General features: G+C 47.7%; 16 protein-coding genes and 1 tRNA gene. 8 read left to right on the top strand and 9 right to left on the bottom strand.

The genetic code is table 11. The features are described 5' to 3' along the window. Positions 1-57 precede the first annotated feature (57 nt). A complete protein-coding gene (locus tag TH61_RS17580) occupies positions 58-456 on the bottom strand; it encodes a hypothetical protein (protein ID WP_066512273.1) in 399 nt (132 codons plus the stop codon). A 272-nt stretch (positions 457-728) separates the two neighbouring features. Between TH61_RS17580 and TH61_RS18410 the strand changes: the two genes are divergently transcribed. Further along, the gene (locus TH61_RS18410) at positions 729-1,340 is read left to right on the top strand and encodes a YqaE/Pmp3 family membrane protein (RefSeq protein ID WP_231862263.1); all 612 of its coding nucleotides are present in this window, start codon (positions 729-731) and stop codon (positions 1,338-1,340) included. 423 nt (positions 1,341-1,763) lie between these two features. After that, the gene (locus tag TH61_RS17570; protein ID WP_071888002.1) at positions 1,764-2,204 is read left to right on the top strand and encodes a two-component system response regulator; all 441 of its coding nucleotides are present in this window, start codon (positions 1,764-1,766) and stop codon (positions 2,202-2,204) included. Positions 2,205-2,440: 236 nt separating this feature from the next. Here TH61_RS17570 and TH61_RS17565 read toward each other — a convergent pair whose 3' ends face one another. Then, positions 2,441-2,857 (bottom strand): response regulator, encoded by a 417-nt coding sequence (locus tag TH61_RS17565; RefSeq protein WP_066512267.1) that lies wholly within the window; start codon positions 2,855-2,857, stop codon positions 2,441-2,443. A gap of 164 nt (positions 2,858-3,021) precedes the next feature. On the opposite strand from TH61_RS17565, the gene TH61_RS17560 reads away from it, so the two are divergent. Next, positions 3,022-4,116, top strand: coding sequence for a PAS domain-containing sensor histidine kinase (locus TH61_RS17560; protein WP_066512264.1), 1,095 nt, complete (start codon positions 3,022-3,024; stop codon positions 4,114-4,116). A gap of 106 nt (positions 4,117-4,222) precedes the next feature. Here TH61_RS17560 and TH61_RS17555 read toward each other — a convergent pair whose 3' ends face one another. Beyond that, positions 4,223-4,474, bottom strand: a complete 252-nt coding sequence (locus TH61_RS17555; protein WP_066512262.1) for a hypothetical protein — start codon at positions 4,472-4,474, stop codon at positions 4,223-4,225. 29 nt (positions 4,475-4,503) lie between these two features. After that, positions 4,504-5,025, bottom strand: coding sequence for a hypothetical protein (locus TH61_RS17550; RefSeq protein ID WP_066512255.1), 522 nt, complete (start codon positions 5,023-5,025; stop codon positions 4,504-4,506). A gap of 469 nt (positions 5,026-5,494) precedes the next feature. Between TH61_RS17550 and TH61_RS18050 the strand changes: the two genes are divergently transcribed. After that, positions 5,495-7,021, top strand: coding sequence for a T9SS type A sorting domain-containing protein (locus TH61_RS18050; protein ID WP_082780424.1), 1,527 nt, complete (start codon positions 5,495-5,497; stop codon positions 7,019-7,021). Between the two features lie 63 nt (positions 7,022-7,084). On the opposite strand, the gene TH61_RS17540 is transcribed toward TH61_RS18050, so the two are convergent. Continuing rightward, a tRNA-Arg gene (locus tag TH61_RS17540) sits at positions 7,085-7,156 on the bottom strand. Positions 7,157-7,329: 173 nt separating this feature from the next. On the opposite strand from TH61_RS17540, the gene TH61_RS17535 reads away from it, so the two are divergent. Continuing rightward, positions 7,330-7,749 (top strand): organic hydroperoxide resistance protein, encoded by a 420-nt coding sequence (locus tag TH61_RS17535; protein WP_066512251.1) that lies wholly within the window; start codon positions 7,330-7,332, stop codon positions 7,747-7,749. Positions 7,750-7,931: 182 nt separating this feature from the next. Here the strand turns inward: TH61_RS17535 and TH61_RS17530 are convergent, their stop codons facing one another. The 3 genes from TH61_RS17530 to sucC form a co-directional block, all read right to left on the bottom strand. Next, positions 7,932-8,537, bottom strand: coding sequence for a flavodoxin family protein (locus TH61_RS17530; RefSeq protein ID WP_066512249.1), 606 nt, complete (start codon positions 8,535-8,537; stop codon positions 7,932-7,934). 59 nt (positions 8,538-8,596) lie between these two features. Then, a complete protein-coding gene (locus tag TH61_RS17525) occupies positions 8,597-9,430 on the bottom strand; it encodes a transglutaminase-like domain-containing protein (protein ID WP_066512248.1) in 834 nt (277 codons plus the stop codon). Between the two features lie 123 nt (positions 9,431-9,553). Further along, positions 9,554-10,750 (bottom strand): ADP-forming succinate--CoA ligase subunit beta, encoded by a 1,197-nt coding sequence (gene sucC / locus TH61_RS17520; protein WP_066512246.1) that lies wholly within the window; start codon positions 10,748-10,750, stop codon positions 9,554-9,556. Positions 10,751-11,057: 307 nt separating this feature from the next. Between sucC and TH61_RS17515 the strand changes: the two genes are divergently transcribed. From TH61_RS17515 to TH61_RS17500, 3 genes are all read left to right on the top strand, one after another. After that, positions 11,058-11,759, top strand: a complete 702-nt coding sequence (locus TH61_RS17515; protein WP_197464069.1) for an ABC transporter ATP-binding protein — start codon at positions 11,058-11,060, stop codon at positions 11,757-11,759. A gap of 290 nt (positions 11,760-12,049) precedes the next feature. Next, complete coding sequence (locus tag TH61_RS17510; protein ID WP_197464068.1) at positions 12,050-12,871, top strand: hypothetical protein; 822 nt, start codon at positions 12,050-12,052, stop codon at positions 12,869-12,871. 579 nt (positions 12,872-13,450) lie between these two features. Further along, positions 13,451-15,367: an ATP-dependent DNA helicase RecQ gene (locus TH61_RS17500; protein ID WP_369796903.1), complete on the top strand. Its 1,917-nt coding sequence runs from the start codon at positions 13,451-13,453 to the stop codon at positions 15,365-15,367. Between the two features lie 176 nt (positions 15,368-15,543). Here TH61_RS17500 and pgk read toward each other — a convergent pair whose 3' ends face one another. Beyond that, positions 15,544-16,752, bottom strand: a complete 1,209-nt coding sequence (gene pgk / locus TH61_RS17495) for a phosphoglycerate kinase (protein ID WP_066513029.1) — start codon at positions 16,750-16,752, stop codon at positions 15,544-15,546. Between the last annotated feature and the right edge of the window lie 66 nt (positions 16,753-16,818).

Below are 16,818 nucleotides of genomic sequence, written 5' to 3'. Positions count from 1 at the left end.
TTTCTAAGATTCAGGGCAAAAACGAAAAGCGTTTTTTATTGCCAATACAAACAGTGGTTACATGATGGTTAGCCAGTTAAGGGCTGGTTCTCGTTCTTCAAAATTAAGGATGATGATGCCGGCAATCTGGTATTTAAGGGTTTCTTGGGTAGAGAGCTGGCTGTACAATTCCTTAGACAAGACCCACGCAAAAAACTGACAGCCTGCCGCGTACATAGCCGGAAACCAGACTTTGGCACCCCATTCGGCGGCGCCAGACCAATTGCCCACCACCTCTGAGTTGTCATTAAAGACCTTCCTGGTTTTGTTAAGCTGTACCTGATCCAGCATCTGAGAACAACCTTCTTTGACGGTTTCCTCTGTCTGTTCTCCCGTCCAGTTCACAAACAAAATGTCTGTGGTTATATCCATCTCAATGGTAATAAAGGAATTCTGGAAAAGGGTTTTTCTAAACATAGTAGGCTTGCAGAGGAAAGTAAAGGTAGGCAATCAAAGCAATTTATTCTCCATGCTCTCCTTACGGTCACAAGTACTTTTGGCCAAGTATTTGAAAGGATGAACACAAATGCTGGTAATCTATCCAAATTGAGAAGAATAAGACGTGCTTGGGTTGAACAAAAACAGGAAAATAGAGTAGAATAATCTTAAGAAAAGGATTGTACTCCTGTTTAAAAAGGAGGGAGGTTTAAACTCATACTGCTATTGCATACACTTTTACTTTAATGACTATGAAAATTAAAAAATTACTCCACTTTGTTTGGGTTCTAGTAGTGGGCCAACTGTTGTTCTCCTGTAGTTCATCAGAGTACTACCGTTTTGCTCCTTCCAAAGCCGAAGCCTACAACAAAGCAGAAGCTAAGCCAGCGCCAGAAGCCAAAGTGGCCACGGTCACCATGGTAGAAGAGACCGCCCCAGCAGCTCAGGTAGCCGTTGCCACGCCAGCTCCTGCCTTAGAGGCTTCTGCGGCCAAAGCTAGTCCGGTGCTGGCAGAGAAAAAGCATTTTGCCACTACCCAGGCAGCAGCTCCCGTTCCCGCCAAAGCCGAAATCGCGGCCAGCACCATAACTGAGGCCGAGGCCGTTGCGATGGTTAAAGCCAGAGTAGCCAGCATGAGCAAAGCCGAGAAAGCGTTTTTGGCCAATGAGGTGAAAGAGGTGATGCGCGCTGGTCAGGCTGTCAATATTATTGAAGTGATCTTCGCCATCTTGATCCCGCCGCTAGGTGTATTCTTGCATGAAGGCGAGCTGAACACCAGATTTTGGGTGAGTGTGCTGCTTACCTTATTGTTTGTGATACCAGGTATTATCTATGCCTTACTGGTGGTGACAGACTCTATCTAACCACTCCCGAGGAAAGCGTCAAACGCAGCAAGGGCGCGTCCTGTGAAAGGACGCGCCCTTGCTGCGTTTACTAGGAGTTGCAAATGGGTGAAAGACCAAATGAACCTTCCTTAAAGGTGTTTAATGGACAATGATTCTAGGATTAAAAGCCACACATTTTCAGCTTGATATAAATAATGGCCTCAATTTCATTCATCAAAAGATTGTCAAACTGTTGCTAGGTCTGAACATACTGTGACAGGGCATTTCAGTCGTGCAAAAAGGAATGATGTACTTTATTTACAGCAATCCTGCTCTGCCATAACAAAAATTGTGAAATGGCAGAGGCAACGTTGTATTGGTTTAGCAGTACAAGACAGGTAGACAAGAGGTCAAGCCTAGAACAAAACTCATTTACACCTGTTGTTGTACCAATTGGAGCCCATGGAGCGGATTAAGTGTGTATTAGTGGTGGATGATGATCATTCGGCCAATTTTATCACCAAGACAGTTATCAATAAGATAAAGTGCTCAGAGGAGATATTGGTAGCCATGAACGGGAGGGAGGCCCTGGAGATTATAGCCGAGCGGTGTATGGAAGGCTCTGGCAAGCCCTGCCCGCAATTAATTCTGCTAGACGTGAAAATGCCCGTGATGGACGGTTTTGAGTTTCTCAGAAACTTTGAGCAAATGCCCTTACCCCCTGATAAACGCCCGGTGGTGATCATGCTCAGTACCTCCACCAATCCCAAAGACTTACAACTGGCCCAGGAGTTTAAAATAGGCGAGTTCCTCAACAAGCCTTTGAAAGTAGACCAGATGGAGCGCTTGGTAGATAAATACTTTAAACTAGATGAGAACGCGGCCTTGCAGGAATGCAGCTAAAGAGTAGACCTGACTAATAGAAGAAAGACACCCATCGTTTTTAGGCTGTTTTCCAAAAATTAGCTCAAAAACGATAAAGCAGAACCCCACGCATTGAATTCCCCCGTCAATCATGTGCGGCTTAATAGAATTGACACTCCGTTAAGGCTTTTTGAAAAGAATAGACACCTCCCAAGACGCTTCCATAAGGAGTTTACACTAGGAAGCAGGTTACATGAAAAGCGGCAGAAAAGAAATTAGTTGAGGTTGATGATGTCCAAAACCTTCTCACGGGTCAGCGGCTTTCTAAGATAGGCAGAAACGCCCAGCGCTTCGGCGCGGCTTTGGTAGGTGCGGTTGCCGTAATAGCTCAAGATGACCACTTTAGGAGCCGGCGAGGCCAAGGGTAAGGCTTCCAGTTCCTCCAGAAAATCAAAGCCGTCACTTTCTGGCATTCTAATATCTAGTAACACCAGATCTGGAAACTTGGCAGTGCCAGAGCGTTCGCGCAGCAGGCTTAGCGCCTCAGGTACATTGGTGGTAGTGGTGACTTTATCCCCCAAGCCCATGGAGGTGAGTAAGTCATTTATCAGGAACAGGCTAGACGTATCATCATCAATGACAAGTATCTCTCCTAAGTCCAGAATGGTGTTTGAATTTTTTTCTAGGGCCATAGTGTTGGGGATATAACCAAAGGTACTAAATAAAGAAGTAAGGTGATTGTTAAAAGATAATTATCCAACACCGCAACGAGGACTCCCTGTAAATAGTAATACGCATATACTTAGATACCTCTATGCACGCTTGGGGCTGGAGACACTCTATAAAACTAGCAAAAATGGAAAGTGAAGTAACCTTTCAGCATGCGCCGCTGGTAGAGCGGGTAGCCGAAACCTTTGGACAAGCCTATTTTGTGTATGACCTCAAGTCTGGCCGGTTCAAATACCTTAACAAAGCATTCTCCCATCTGTTTGGCATCTCTGAGGAGATTGCCCTGGCAGACGCTGCCCAGATTCTAGGGTACCTGCATGAAGAAGACCGACCTTTCCTCTATGACCAATATGCCAAGCTCTTGGAGGTAAAGGAACAGGAGGGCATTGAGTTTAGGTTGCAGATTCCTGCCCAAGACGAGAAATGGATCTGTCTATGCTGCCAATTGTATGAAGAAAAGGACGAATCCTTGGTGACGGGCTTCGCCGAGGACATTACCCAGCGCAAAGAATACCAGGCCAACATCCTCAAGTTCAACTCCAAGAAAAATTCTACGCTAGAAATTCTGTCCCATGACCTGGCCGCGCCTTTCAACAACATTGAGGGCATGATTGAGCTCTTAGAAACTGAACTGAAGGATTCTGAGTCTGTGGTGCTCAACCTGGTGCATTACATCAAGGAGAACGCCAAGAAAGGCTCTGACATGATCAGGGATTTTGTAGACAATGAGTTTCTGGAGTCATCGCAGATTGTGCTGCACAAAGAGCGCGTTGACATTTGCCACCGCGTGCAGATCATGATTGACAATTACAAAGAGATGAGCGGTGGCCTTATCTCTAAGAACTTTGTGATGGAGATACCAGAAGAGCCGTTGTTCATGTACCTGGACGTCATGAAGTTCATGCAAGCCTTCAACAACCTCATTTCCAACGCCATCAAGTTCACTGAAGACCACGGCACCATCCAAGTGAAGGTAGAAGACAAGATAGCCACCACCTTGTTTACAGTGTCAGATGATGGCATTGGCATTCCCAATGACTTACAGGCGCGGCTTTTTGACAAGTTCACCTCTTCGCGCCGTGAAGGTGTGAAAGGCGAGAAAACCGTTGGCTTAGGCATGTCCATCATCAAAAAGATTGTGGAGCTGCACCAAGGCAAGGTCTGGTTTGAAAGCCAGGAAGGCCGGGGCACCACCTTTTACATGGAAATACCAAAGGAATAGCTTACCCTAATTGTTTTATAAAAAAAGGTCATCGCTTCGTTTTTGGGCTACTTCTGTGAAAACAGCCCAAAAACGAAGCGATGACCTTTTTGCTTTACTGCTGTGTCTAGCTCAGCAGCACTATTTTGTTGTTGCGGTAGATGGCTACGCTAATACGGCCTAGGTTTTTAATGCCAATGCGCACCTCATATTGTACCTGTTCCCCATTTTCTTCGCGGGTGAAGATATGGTTTTCTCCCAGCAGCGATTTTTTCTCAGACACTACTTCGCCGTTGTACTTGACGGTCTCCTCCCCCGAAAACGAGTTGTCTACCTCAATTTTTACAGTGTCTGACAGGTGCAAGGTGATTACATTCATCTTAGCGAAGCGGTTTAGTTACCCTAAATTTACAAAAATTTAGAAATCACGAAGTTGGTGCCCTTGATTTTGGTAACACCGTCTTCTTCCACCATCTCAAAGCCTACCGCCTTGCCAGGAGCCGGCATGTTTCTGGCTTCTTCTTCCTGCTCCAAAGAAAAATCCAGTAATGACAGTTGAGCGCCATTTTGTTTTGCTTTTTTGGCTTGTTCCTTCTCTTCTTTGATCCTTAGTTTTTCGGCTAGCTTGGACTCCAATATCTTTTGATCATGGTCATGCCCCAGGTAAAACAACAAGTGTAGAAAGCTCTGGGCATCTGCCAACAATTGTTTCTCACCGGTAGGAATGGTGCGGTACAGGCGCGCGTCCTTCTCCTCAATTTCCAGAAAAGCGTGGTGGGCCAAAGCTTCTTCTAGCAGGTTAGAAGTGTAATTGCGAGGGTCGTCTTTGTCGGTGCCCAGGGCTCTATTGAACCTGAGTTTGCCTTCCTTGTGCTTGATTTGGGCGTTGAAATGTTTCACGCGCAAGGGAACGTTAATAGAAGCGGTCATGACAGAAATAGGTAAAAGTAGGGAATAGGCTTAGATTAGGAGGTATGGAATGGGTTTCTGTTTTTAATGGAAAGAAGCTTTGACCGCCTCAGTTAGAGATGTGGCTTTCATTCCTGAAAGCATGGTGCAGGTTAGCGTTTTTGGCCTATTTCTCAGGAATCAGGCTAAAAACAAAGAGTCAAGAACGGGGGAGGGATAGCGCAGTTCACTATGAACATCCTAAATTATGAAAAGAAAACCACGTAGAATTCTATATAGTAAAACAAAAATGCCACTCTGGGTGGTGCGTGGCATTTTTGTTTGTTAAGCCTTGTAGGTTTTTTGGAAAAAAACTTACTCTAGGATGTAATCATTTACCTTTAGTTTTCTATTGATATTAAGTCTTCATTGAGTGTCATTTGCAACTATCTATTTCTATAGGTTCTGACATTTAGTATTTAACTGTTCTGCCTTTTTTATTTATCCCATAATGCACTCAATTACTAGAGTTTGCTTATTCCTTCTCTGCTTACTTCCTTTTTTAGTTAATGCGCAAACAAAACCCACCACAGAGGGTGGAGAGAGTTGTGGTCCTGGCGCAGTAACCTTGCTAGCCTCTGGAGCAGAATCAGGCAACTTCCGGTGGTATGCTTCTGCTACAGGTGGTAGTCCAATCCCTGCTGCGACTAGCTCTACTTATACAACCCCAATCTTAGAAGTCACCACCACGTATTATGTCTCTATAATTTCAGGGCAATCAGAGAGTGAAAGGGTGCCTGTGACGGCTACTATCAAACCTATTCCACCAGCGCCTTCCTTCGCGTCTATTCAAAATTTCTGTTTGGGGTCAACCCCCACTTCATTCACTGTGGGGGTGGGAACATATAGATGGTATACAGCAGCGTCTGGTGGAGAACCATTAGCTCAAATGCCAACTGTAAATACATCTACTGTAGGAACTATTGAATACTTTGTTTCTGAGTTGGTAAATGGGTGTGAAAGCTCAAGGTTAAAATTAACAGTTAATGTGGTGCCTAAGCCAGTAGTAAATGCAGGAGAAGACAGAACTTACTGTTTAAATGAGCCTGTCACCTTAATTGGTCAAAGCCCTACAGGTGGCAAATGGACTGGACGAGGAGTTTCTGAAGGAGGTGCATTTAATACTGGAATTGCAGGGATTGGTACCCATGAACTCACTTACACAGTCACTCAAAACGGTTGCTCGATCTCAGACACAAGAACTATTGAAGTTATAAAATCTCCGTCATCCCCGGGACAGATCATTGGACCTAATCTTTTATGTGTTGGCGCACAAATGGTCAGTTATTCTGTGCCCAATGACCCAGCAGTGAATAGCTATCAATGGACTATTCCAATGGGCTGGGTAATTGTAGCCGGACAGGGCACTCATAGTATAAAGGTAGATACTGGATACGGGCCCGGTCTTATCACGGTAAGGGCTGGCAATATGTGTGGCTATTCAGATGAAATTACTCTAGCGATAAACACTAGTTTAGCCAGCCAGGTGACATTATCTCCTTTCACAAAAGCCGTGTGCAGCGGCAATAGCAACTATGTGCTTACTGGGGGCGCTCCTGCCGGCGGTACTTATGCGGGCAAGGGAGTGGTGAATGGAGTATTTAATGCTGTATTGGCTGGGCCTGGCTATCATACCATCACCTATTCTCTTATCAATAATTGTTTTGGAAGCGCTGCACGGCAAATATATGTGGGTACCTGTCTGGGGGTAAAAGAGAGCATCCTATCTTTGGCTACAGAAGTTTATCCAAACCCAGCCTCTCAGCAAATAACTGTCACTGTGCCTTTCATAGGTATAAATACAGTTACTGTCAAGCTAGTTAATTCGCAGGGAAAAGAAATGTTTACTCAGTACTATAAAAGCTATAAAGGTAGTTTTAAAGAGACCCTTAGTGTCAGCGGGTTGGCAAAAGGCCTTTACCTGTTCCATGTAAACACAAACTCAGAAGTAATTGTAAAAAGGGTATTGGTGCACTAAACAAATATTTAAACAAACAAAAATGCCTCTCAACATCCAGCTGAGAGGCATTTTCAATTGTAGTGGCCGCGTCAGGAATCGAACCTGAATCGAGAGCTTCGGAAACTCCAATACTATCCGTTGTACTACGCGGCCTAGGTATTGCTGGGGCAAAAGTAGGAAATGCCCGGGTAGTATGAAAGCCAGCCCTTCTGTTTTTTGGCTGTTTCTGTCAAATGGGGCCAAAAACGGGCGGTCCAAGTTTTTCTTTCAACATTTCGGACGCAAAGCAGTTTAAATAAGACATTGGCTTACCTTAACCTAACACTATGAAAAGATTGTATACAGCGGAAGTAACCGCTACCGGCGGCCGAAGCGGCCAAGTAACATCTTCTGACGGCATCATTGACATGCCCATCCGGATTCCTGAGGGATTGGGTGGCAAAGGAGGGGCCACCAACCCAGAGCAGTTGTTTGCGGCAGGTTATGCGGCCTGTTTCCAGAGCGCCCTGCAGTTAATGGCCAGCAAGCAGCACATAAGACTGGATGAGAAATCTACAGTGACTGCGCATGTGGGCCTGGACCAATTTGACGACGGGCGTTATGGGTTGGCGGTGCAGCTAGACGTAAAAGTTGACGGCGTAGAAAAAGATAAAGCCCAGGAATTGGTAGAACTGGCGCATGAGGTCTGCCCTTATTCTGTGGGGACGCGTGGGAATATTGACGTGCAGCTAAATGTGCTAGATTAAAACATTTCGTTTTTGGCCTGTTTTGGCCAAATGAAGCAAAAAACGGGAGCCTAGTCACAGGCTCCCGTTTTTTGTATATGCTGATCCATCGCTTCGGAAAAAGACAATCCCATGAGATAGCTTGGCAAAGCTTCATCTACAGTATAATCCTAATTCTCCTCATAGAAGGACATTTTTCTCGCCTATTTTTTAGCCGATGTTGCAGGCTTTACTTTTGAGAAGCTGATGAGTTGTTGGACCATTTTCTGAGCGGTGGCTTTGTAGTCTTTTTCGTACTTGGCTAGTAGTTCTTGCTTGGTGGGTTTTTGGCCCTTGGCTTGTTTGTCCCAGAGAACGGTCAAAGAAGCGAACGGCGGAAACGTGAGGCCTATGGCATTGAAGAAATTACCTACGTTGGCGATGATGGTTTGAGCCCCGTCAGAGTCTCCGGTCACCAATACGCCGCCCACCTTTCCAGCCAGTCTAGACTCTTTGCCGGCCATAATCTCATCGTGGAGTTCATCCAGTCGCTCAATAATGCGTTGTATCTCTGAGGAATGGTTGTTCCACCAGATAGGGGAGGCGAATAAAATCATGTCTGAGGCGAGGAGTTGTTCCAGTATCTTGGGCCAGTCATCGCCTGCGCCCATGTCATTATAGGTGCCTGGTAAAATAGAATGCTCCACCAGTTTAATGATGGAGCATTCTATTTTTTGCGCCTCTAGGTGTTGCTGGAAAAACTCGCACAAAACCTCAGTATTAGAAAGGCCGGTTTTCTTTAAGGTGCCAAGTAAGATGGTTGCTTTCATGCCGTATAGAGTTGATTACATATCTATTACGTACGAGGCACGGCACCAAGCGGACTTGGCTATTTCACCTCGGGGTAAAAATCTGCCAAAGAGTGGGTGTACACCATATTCTGGATGGGGTTCTTCTGGAAGGCAGGCAGGTTCTTATAGCCTTTGGGTACAAGCATGATGCTGCCTAACACGCGGTCCACGCCATAGCGGTTGTCTAGCACCGTATTAAAATAGAAGAGGTAAGGCGCCACCCACGGAAAATAATCGGCGGCTTTGGTGCCAGAGAAGGAAACCACCTTTAAGTCTGGTGCACCGGCAGACAAGGCTTGCTGCAGTTCTACGGCGTTCAAGGGTGTGTTTTTGAGCATAGGGATCACATCAAACTGACCGTCTACCATTACCCACTTTTTCAGGTCTTTCAAGTAAGCCTCGGCCACAACATGCCCGGCGCCATAAGAGATGGTGTCTGCGTGCTCCATCTTCAATGCCAAGGTTCTGGCAGGTATGCCTAAGGCGTTTAACGCACCGCTCACCACAATGCCATACTCTACGCATCTAAAGCTTTTGCCAGTGGCGGCTTCCTCCAGAATGGAGATTGGATCGTTTTTAAGAGGCGTGTTGTCACCGTTGTGCTCCCAGCGTTGTCTCACCCAGCCACAAACGGCTTTAACCTTTTCAAAATTAGTTTTCTTTCCGGCCACTACTTTTTCTAATTGATACGTGGTACGCAGACGGGACAAGTAGGCATTGTCTGGGGTGCTGCGCTGGTACACGGAGTTCAACTGCGGGGCGCGGTCAAAGGTGAGAATTTCCATTTTAGGCATTGGGTCCTGCGCTTGTACCTCAACTGAGAAGCCAACGGTTAAGATAGAAGCTAAACAGAAAGTGAGAAGGGTTTTCATAGGGATAGGTTTTACGTTTTTTACATAGATTATATTTAAAGCAAGATGGTTGCTTGGCTAACATAAAAAAAAGGCTTCCTGTTGCCAGAAAGCCTTTTTTGTTATTGCAATGATGAACAAATATTAGACAGTAGCCAATACTTCTTTCACTTTCAAAGCTGCGTCTTTCAACAATACGGCAGAGTATACTTTCAAGCCAGACTCGTCAATGATACGAGCACCTTCCTCGGCGTTGGTTCCTTGCAAACGAACAATGATAGGAACGTTGATCGTACCAATGTTTTTGTAGGCCTCAACTACACCATTCGCCACACGGTCGCAACGAACAATACCACCGAAGATGTTGATCAAGATGGCCTTCACGTTAGGGTCTTGCAAGATCAAACGGAAACCGGCTTCTACGGTCTGCGCGTTGGCCCCACCCCCTACGTCCAGGAAGTTAGCCGGCTCACCACCAGAAAGCTTGATGATGTCCATAGTAGCCATTGCCAAACCTGCACCGTTCACCATGCAGCCTACGTTACCGTCCAACTTCACATAGTTTAGGTTGCTTTTGCTAGCTTCTACTTCCAAAGGATCTTCTTCTAAGATGTCGCGTAGGTCAGCAAGGTCTTTATGACGGAACAAGGCGTTGTCGTCTAAGTCTACTTTACCGTCAACGGCTAAGATCTTGTTGTCTGAGGTCTTCAACACTGGGTTGATTTCAAACATAGAAGCGTCTGTGTCTAGGTAGGCATTGTACAGGCTGGTCAAGAACTTTGTGAATTCTTTGAACGCCTCGCCTTGCAACCCGAACGCAAACGCAATTTTGTTAGCCTGGAACGGACGAAGACCAACCGCAGGGTCAATCCACTCCTTGAAGATTTTCTCTGGCGTATGCTCCGCTACTTCTTCAATGTCCATGCCGCCTTCAGTAGACGCCATGATCACGTTCTGGCCTTTGGCACGGTCTAACAAGATAGACACGTAATATTCTTTCGGCTCAGAGTCACCAGGGTAGTATACGTCCTGGGCTACCAATACCTTGTGTACTTTCTTTCCTTCTGGACCGGTTTGGTGCGTGATTAATTGCATGCCTAAGATTTGGCCGGCAATCTCTTTCACCTGCTCCAGGTTTTTGGCAAGTTTCACCCCGCCGCCTTTGCCACGACCGCCCGCATGAATCTGGGCTTTGATTACATGCCAGCCAGTGCCGGTTTCCTCGGTTAAACGCTTAGCAGCCGCTACCGCCTCTTCAGGGGTCTCCGCCACGATGCCTTCCTGAATTCTAACGCCGTAGCGCTTCAGAATGTCTTTCGCCTGGTACTCGTGTATATTCATGAGGTTAGGTTGATGTTTTTAGGTGCACGAAAGTAAGGCTTTCAGGGTTCTTTTCAAAACGAAGCCCGAACAGTCGTTAGTCAGGTGTCCTGAGTCGCGAGTCCTGGGTCTGGAAAATTGAATTGAAACTGAGTTTTTCATTAGACTAGTACATTATTTTTAGCCTGATTTCCAGAAAGCAAGCCAAAAACGAAGTGCATTCATTGCCTCACAACTCAAGACTCACAACTTGAGACTCATTTTCCCGTTTCCTGCACACAAGCGCGGTATTTGCAAATGCCAACCCTTCCGCGTTGTTTTGTACCACATGACCGACCAGAAACCAATATTGTTGGAGGCCCGCGGGCTGTTTAAGAGTTACGGCAAGCTGCCGGTGCTAAAAGGCATTGACTTGACCATCGGTGACGCCGAGGTAGTTTCCATCGTGGGGGCCTCGGGCGCCGGTAAAAGCACGCTGTTGCACCTGTTGGGCACTTTGGACTCGCCAGACGCCGGTGAGGTTTACTTGCAAGGGCAGAAAATCTCTGGCATGAGTAACAAAGAAGTGGCCCGTTTCCGGAATCAGAACATTGGCTTCATCTTCCAATTCCACAATCTCCTTCCTGAATTCACCGCGTTAGAGAATGTGTGTTTGCCCGGCTTCCTGGCCAACCGCCCAGAGAAAGAAGTAGAGCAGCGCGCCAAAGAACTGCTGGAGATGCTCAACCTAGGCGAGCGCTTGGACCATAAGCCCTCTGAGATGAGCGGCGGCGAGCAACAACGCACCGCCGTGGCCCGCGCCCTGATCAATTCTCCCAAACTCATTTTCGCCGATGAGCCTTCCGGTAACCTGGACTCCAAAAACGCCGACGAGCTGCACCATATCTTCTTTAAGCTACGCGAGGAACTGGGCCAGACCTTTGTGATTGTCACGCACAACCCGGTCTTGGCAGACATGGCAGATAGAAAACTCACCATGAAAGACGGCTACCTCCTGCAGCCCGAAGAAGCTGCTGAAGAGACTTTATAGACTATATTCTTTTGCCAAGCGCCTCGGCCCGTTTTTGGCCTGATTTCTAGAAATCAGGCCAAAAACGGGCCGAGGCGCCTTCATGTTCTCACTACCTTATTCGCTTCAGTTTCTAACAAATTGTTTGATCTAACCTGTTTATTTACAGTGGTTTACAAATTGCTAAAAATAATTTAGCAAACACTTGTAACTAATTGATTATCAGGGAGATTATTTGTGTTAAAAGTGGAATTAAAATGCACTATTCCCTTGACAGGTCTGTTATTATTCTGAACTGAAACTATAGAAAAATGCAAACAAAAGTGAATCAGGTTGCCAACGAAGAAAAAGTGGTCAAAAAGAACAAAATAGAGAGCTATGACATCTCTCGTTCTGATGAGACAATGCACTTGGCGATTGATTTAGCGAAGTTCATCAAAGAGAACAGACTTTATCAAAATATCCAAGGGAAGGAATACGTGAACGTGGAAGGCTGGCAGTATGCGGGTTCTCGCTTGGGCATTTTGCCTATAGTAGAGGAGTTAACCAGCATGACCGACAGCACCGAGATTAAGTACCTGGCTAAAGTAAACCTGTTGAACCTGCGCACTGAGCAAGTGGTGGGAGCGGGGTTTGCCATCTGCTCCAACAAAGAGCAAGGCCGCAAGTATTATCAAGAGTATGCGATCGCGTCAATGGCCCAGACCAGAGCCATTGGTAAGGCTTATAGGAACATCTTGGCTTGGATCATCAGAGCCGCTGGCTATGAGCCTACCCCAGCCGAGGAGATGGACTACCAAGGCAATGTGCAGGAGGTGAAAGCAGAGCAGCCAAGAGCGGCCGCGCCTGCCAAAACCATGAAAGCCGTGCCAGTAGAAGCCGAAGCCGTCCCAGTGCCAGTCGCATCTACGCCAGCTACAACGGAGGAAGAAGCGCCAGCAGTGAAATACGCCACGGCTAAGCAGAAAGAGGAGATTATCCGTTTGCTCAACAACCCGGTGATTACCCGTCAAGAGAAAACCAAAATGCTCTTGAACATCAACAAACTAGATGAAGAACGCGCCAAGCAATCTATCCAGAAGTTGAAAAAGGTAATTGAAGATCGGGAGCACGAACAATCTGCTGCTGCGTAAGTTAATACTTGAGTGAATGAATGATACTTGAAAGCCCGGCCCATGGTCGGGTTTTCTGTTTTTAGGGTATTTTGGAGAAACTAGGCTAAAAATGATATTAGAAGAAAGGAGCTTTTTCGTCCCCCTTTGAAGGGGGTAGGGGGATGACTACTTTATTTGATTTATCTTTCCGGCTCTACCAACCAACACCGTCCTCCCAAATCCTCCTTCCTTGCTTTCTGCCCCGGTTTGTCACTTTTCTCCTTGATGTTCAACCTAACCAAAAGAATCAAGAAGAAAAGAAACTCACTGCCGCTCAAACAGCTTTTCTTCGGATTCTGCACCTGGCAAATGCTATCTGTTTCATAGTAGGCTTGCGCCACTGCTGTTTGAAAAGCCATTACACGGTCCCTGCCCATGCTCCGGGCGCACAGCCAAGGCTGCCCTGCGCAAGGTCGGTCGGCGGGCAACTTGCTGTTGGAGACGCTGCAATGCGTTTGTGCGCTGGCGCGGTGGCAGAGGAAATGATTCAGGACCCGCGGCTCGCGACTCAGGACTCAAATTGGCTTGACCTCCCAGATTCAAAGTTGTAGCTTTGACATGGCTATGACAGACCATCACCACATCTTACAGCAATACTGGGGCTATGACAAATTCAGGCCGGGGCAGGAAGACATCATTGCATCGGTCTTAGCCGGACAAGACACCTTGGCTATCCTCCCCACTGGTGGCGGAAAATCCATTTGCTTTCAAGTGCCAGCGCTGGCGCAGGAGGGCGTGTGCTTAGTGGTGTCTCCCTTGATTGCGCTCATGAAAGACCAGGTGGAGAACCTGCGTAAACGCGGCATTGCGGCCGCTGCGCTCCACACCGGCATGCCGAAGCGCGAGATGGACATGATTCTGGACAATTGCGTGTTCGGCGCGGTTAAGTTTCTGTACGTCTCGCCGGAGCGCTTGCAGACCGAGCTGTTTCTGGAGCGGGTCAAGCGCATGAACGTTTGTCTGCTGGCCGTGGATGAGGCGCACTGTATTTCACAGTGGGGATATGACTTCCGGCCACCGTATCTGGAGATTGCCAAGCTAAGAGACATCCTGCCGAAGGTGCCCATATTGGCCTTGACTGCTTCTGCTACTACTGTGGTGAAGGCAGACATCCAGGAGAAGCTGGCCTTCAAAAAAGAGAATGTTTTTCAGCAGAGCTTCGCCAGAAAGAACTTGTCGTATTCGGTGCTGGCCGTGGAGGACAAAGAGGCCAGAATGCGCGAGATTCTACAGAAGATGAAAGGCACAGCCATCATCTATGTGCGCAACCGCCGCCGCACGCAAGAGTTAGCCGATTGGCTCCAGCGCCAGGGCATCAAAGCCGCCGCTTACCACGCCGGGCTGCCACACCAAGCCCGAACCACCGCCCAAACCGACTGGATTCAAGACAGAGTGCGCGTGATTGTGGCCACCAATGCCTTCGGGATGGGGATTGACAAGCCAGATGTGCGCCTGGTGGTGCACCTGGATTTACCTGATTCTCTGGAGGCTTATTACCAGGAAGCTGGTAGGGCAGGGCGCGATGGCAAGTACAGCTATGCCACAGTTTTGCTGGGCCCTGAGGACACGTCACTGCTCCTCAAGAAAACCACGGAGGCCTATCCTCCCATGGAAACCTTAAAGCGCGTGTACCAGGCCCTGGCCAACTTCTACCAGCTGGCCACGGGCAGCGGCGCCTTCCAGTCCTTTGACTTTGACATAGCAGAGTTTTGTCGGACTTACCAGCTTTCTGCCGTAGAAGTGCACCATTCGCTCAAGCAATTGGAGTCAGAGGGGCTACTGGTCTTGAACGAAGGCTTTTACAGTCCGTCCAAAGTATTCTTCCTGCTGGAGCACACGGCCTTGTATGAGTTCCAGATTATGAACGAGACGCTGGAGCCGGTCATCAAAGGCTTGCTGCGGTTGTACGGCGGCGAGATGTACCGCGATTTCGTGAAAATCTCGGAGGCGGGGCTGGCCATACATCTGGAACTACCAGAGAAAACCGTTCGGCAGCAATTGCAACATCTTCACCAACGCCAAGTATTGGTGTACGAGGCCCAGCACGACGGACCCCAAGTGCAATTCATTCAACCTAGGGCAGATGCCGCCAAAATGCCTCTGGACCAGAAGCGCTTAAATCAGTTCCGGGACCAGGCGCTGGCCAAAGCTAAATCGGTGATTGGGTATTTGGAGAATGGCAAGCAATGTAGGACGCAGCAGATATTGAAATACTTCGGGGAGGAGAGTAAGGAAAACTGCCGCATCTGTGATTACTGTCTTGCGCAAAAGAAGAGACTCCGGTTGGAAGAAAACAAACTGCACCTAGAAGCCAAGGTGTTGAGCCACCTGAAAGAAATGCCTTTGCATCCCAAGTCCATCGCCACGCATTTTAGTTCATCTGAGCAGGAGCTACTAGGTGATTTGCTGCAGGAAATGCTGGAGAATCAATTGCTACAGTATACCCCAGAAGGAAATCTAGAGCGGTTGAAGTAATATGTGTCTTTGGTTGAAAAAATATGTTAAATAGTTATTTGAATAGGGACTCCCGGGTGGATTCTTAGTACCAAGTATACACCGTTTTTGGGCTAGTTTTTAGAAAACAGGCTAAAAACAGAAGCGGCGGCCCCAGTAATGAGGCCGCCGCTTCTGTTGTATAGAAATAGAAGATACTAGGTCAAAGGAGTCTCATCCAGTTGCAAGGCCAGGACGCCGGGTAGTTGCTTGCCTTCCATGTACTCTAGCAGAGCACCACCGCCGGTTGAGACATACGATACATCATGCGTGTGGCCCATCTGTGCTACCGCGGCGGCAGAGTCGCCTCCGCCAATGAGTGAGTAGGCACCGTCCTTAGTAGCTTCCACTACAGCTTCGGCAATGGCTTTGGTACCACCGGCAAAGTTGGGCATCTCAAACACACCCATGGGGCCGTTCCAGAGAATGGTCTTTGAATTTCTAACCACCTCCGCGAAGGTAGCCTGGCTTTCTGGTCCTATGTCTAAGCCCATCCAGCCGTCAGGAATAGAGCCACTTCCTACTTTATCTGTGTTGGCGTTGTTGTTAAAAGCATCGGCTATGATGGAGTCTGTAGGTAGATAGATTTTCACGCCTTTTTCCTCAGCTTTCTTCATAAGCTCCAGCGTCAAATCCATTTTATCAGCCTCCAGCAGGGAGTTGCCAATGTGACCGCCTTGGGCTCTGGCGAAGGTGTAGCTCATGCCACCGCCAATGATCAGGTTGTCTACGCGGTCCAGCAATTGCTCAATCACCAGGATCTTATCTGATATTTTAGCGCCACCCATAATAGCGGTGTACGGACGATCAGCGTAGCTCAATACTTTCTGGGCGTTCTCCAATTCGGCTTGCATTACGGTGCCGCACACCTTGTCATGCGGGAAATAATCCGCCACGATAGAGGTAGAGGCGTGGGCGCGGTGGGCCGTCCCGAAGGCGTCGTTCACGTACACATCTCCCAAGAGGCTTAATTTCTCGGCGAAGATCTGGTTACCCGATTCCTCTTCTTTGTGAAAACGCAGGTTCTCCAGCAGCAGGATTTCGCCGGGTTGCAACGCGTTGGCCATTTCTACGGCCTCAGAGCCAATGCAATCACGCGAGAATTTGACCTGGGTCTGGAAAATATCTTCCAGCGGCTGAATCAAATGCTTCAAAGAATACTTCTCCTCTGGGCCACCCTTTGGTCTTCCCAAATGCGACATCAGGACCACAGAACCGCCGTCGTTCAAAATTTTTCTGATGGTGGGCACGGCCGCCTTGATGCGGGTGTCATCTGTAATCTCAAAGCTGCCGTTCAGGGGCACGTTGAAGTCTACGCGCACCAGTGCACGCTTGCCCTGGAAGTTGTATTGGTCAATGGTTATCATAGTCTCAGTGAAGGTTAGGTTCTTGCTACGGAAATAGACCTGAAACAGGTGCAAAGCAAATATAGT

This window comes from Rufibacter sp. DG15C (genome assembly GCF_001577755.1).
Lineage (GTDB): Bacteria > Bacteroidota > Bacteroidia > Cytophagales > Hymenobacteraceae > Nibribacter.
This window is presented reverse-complemented; position numbering and strand designations above follow the sequence as displayed.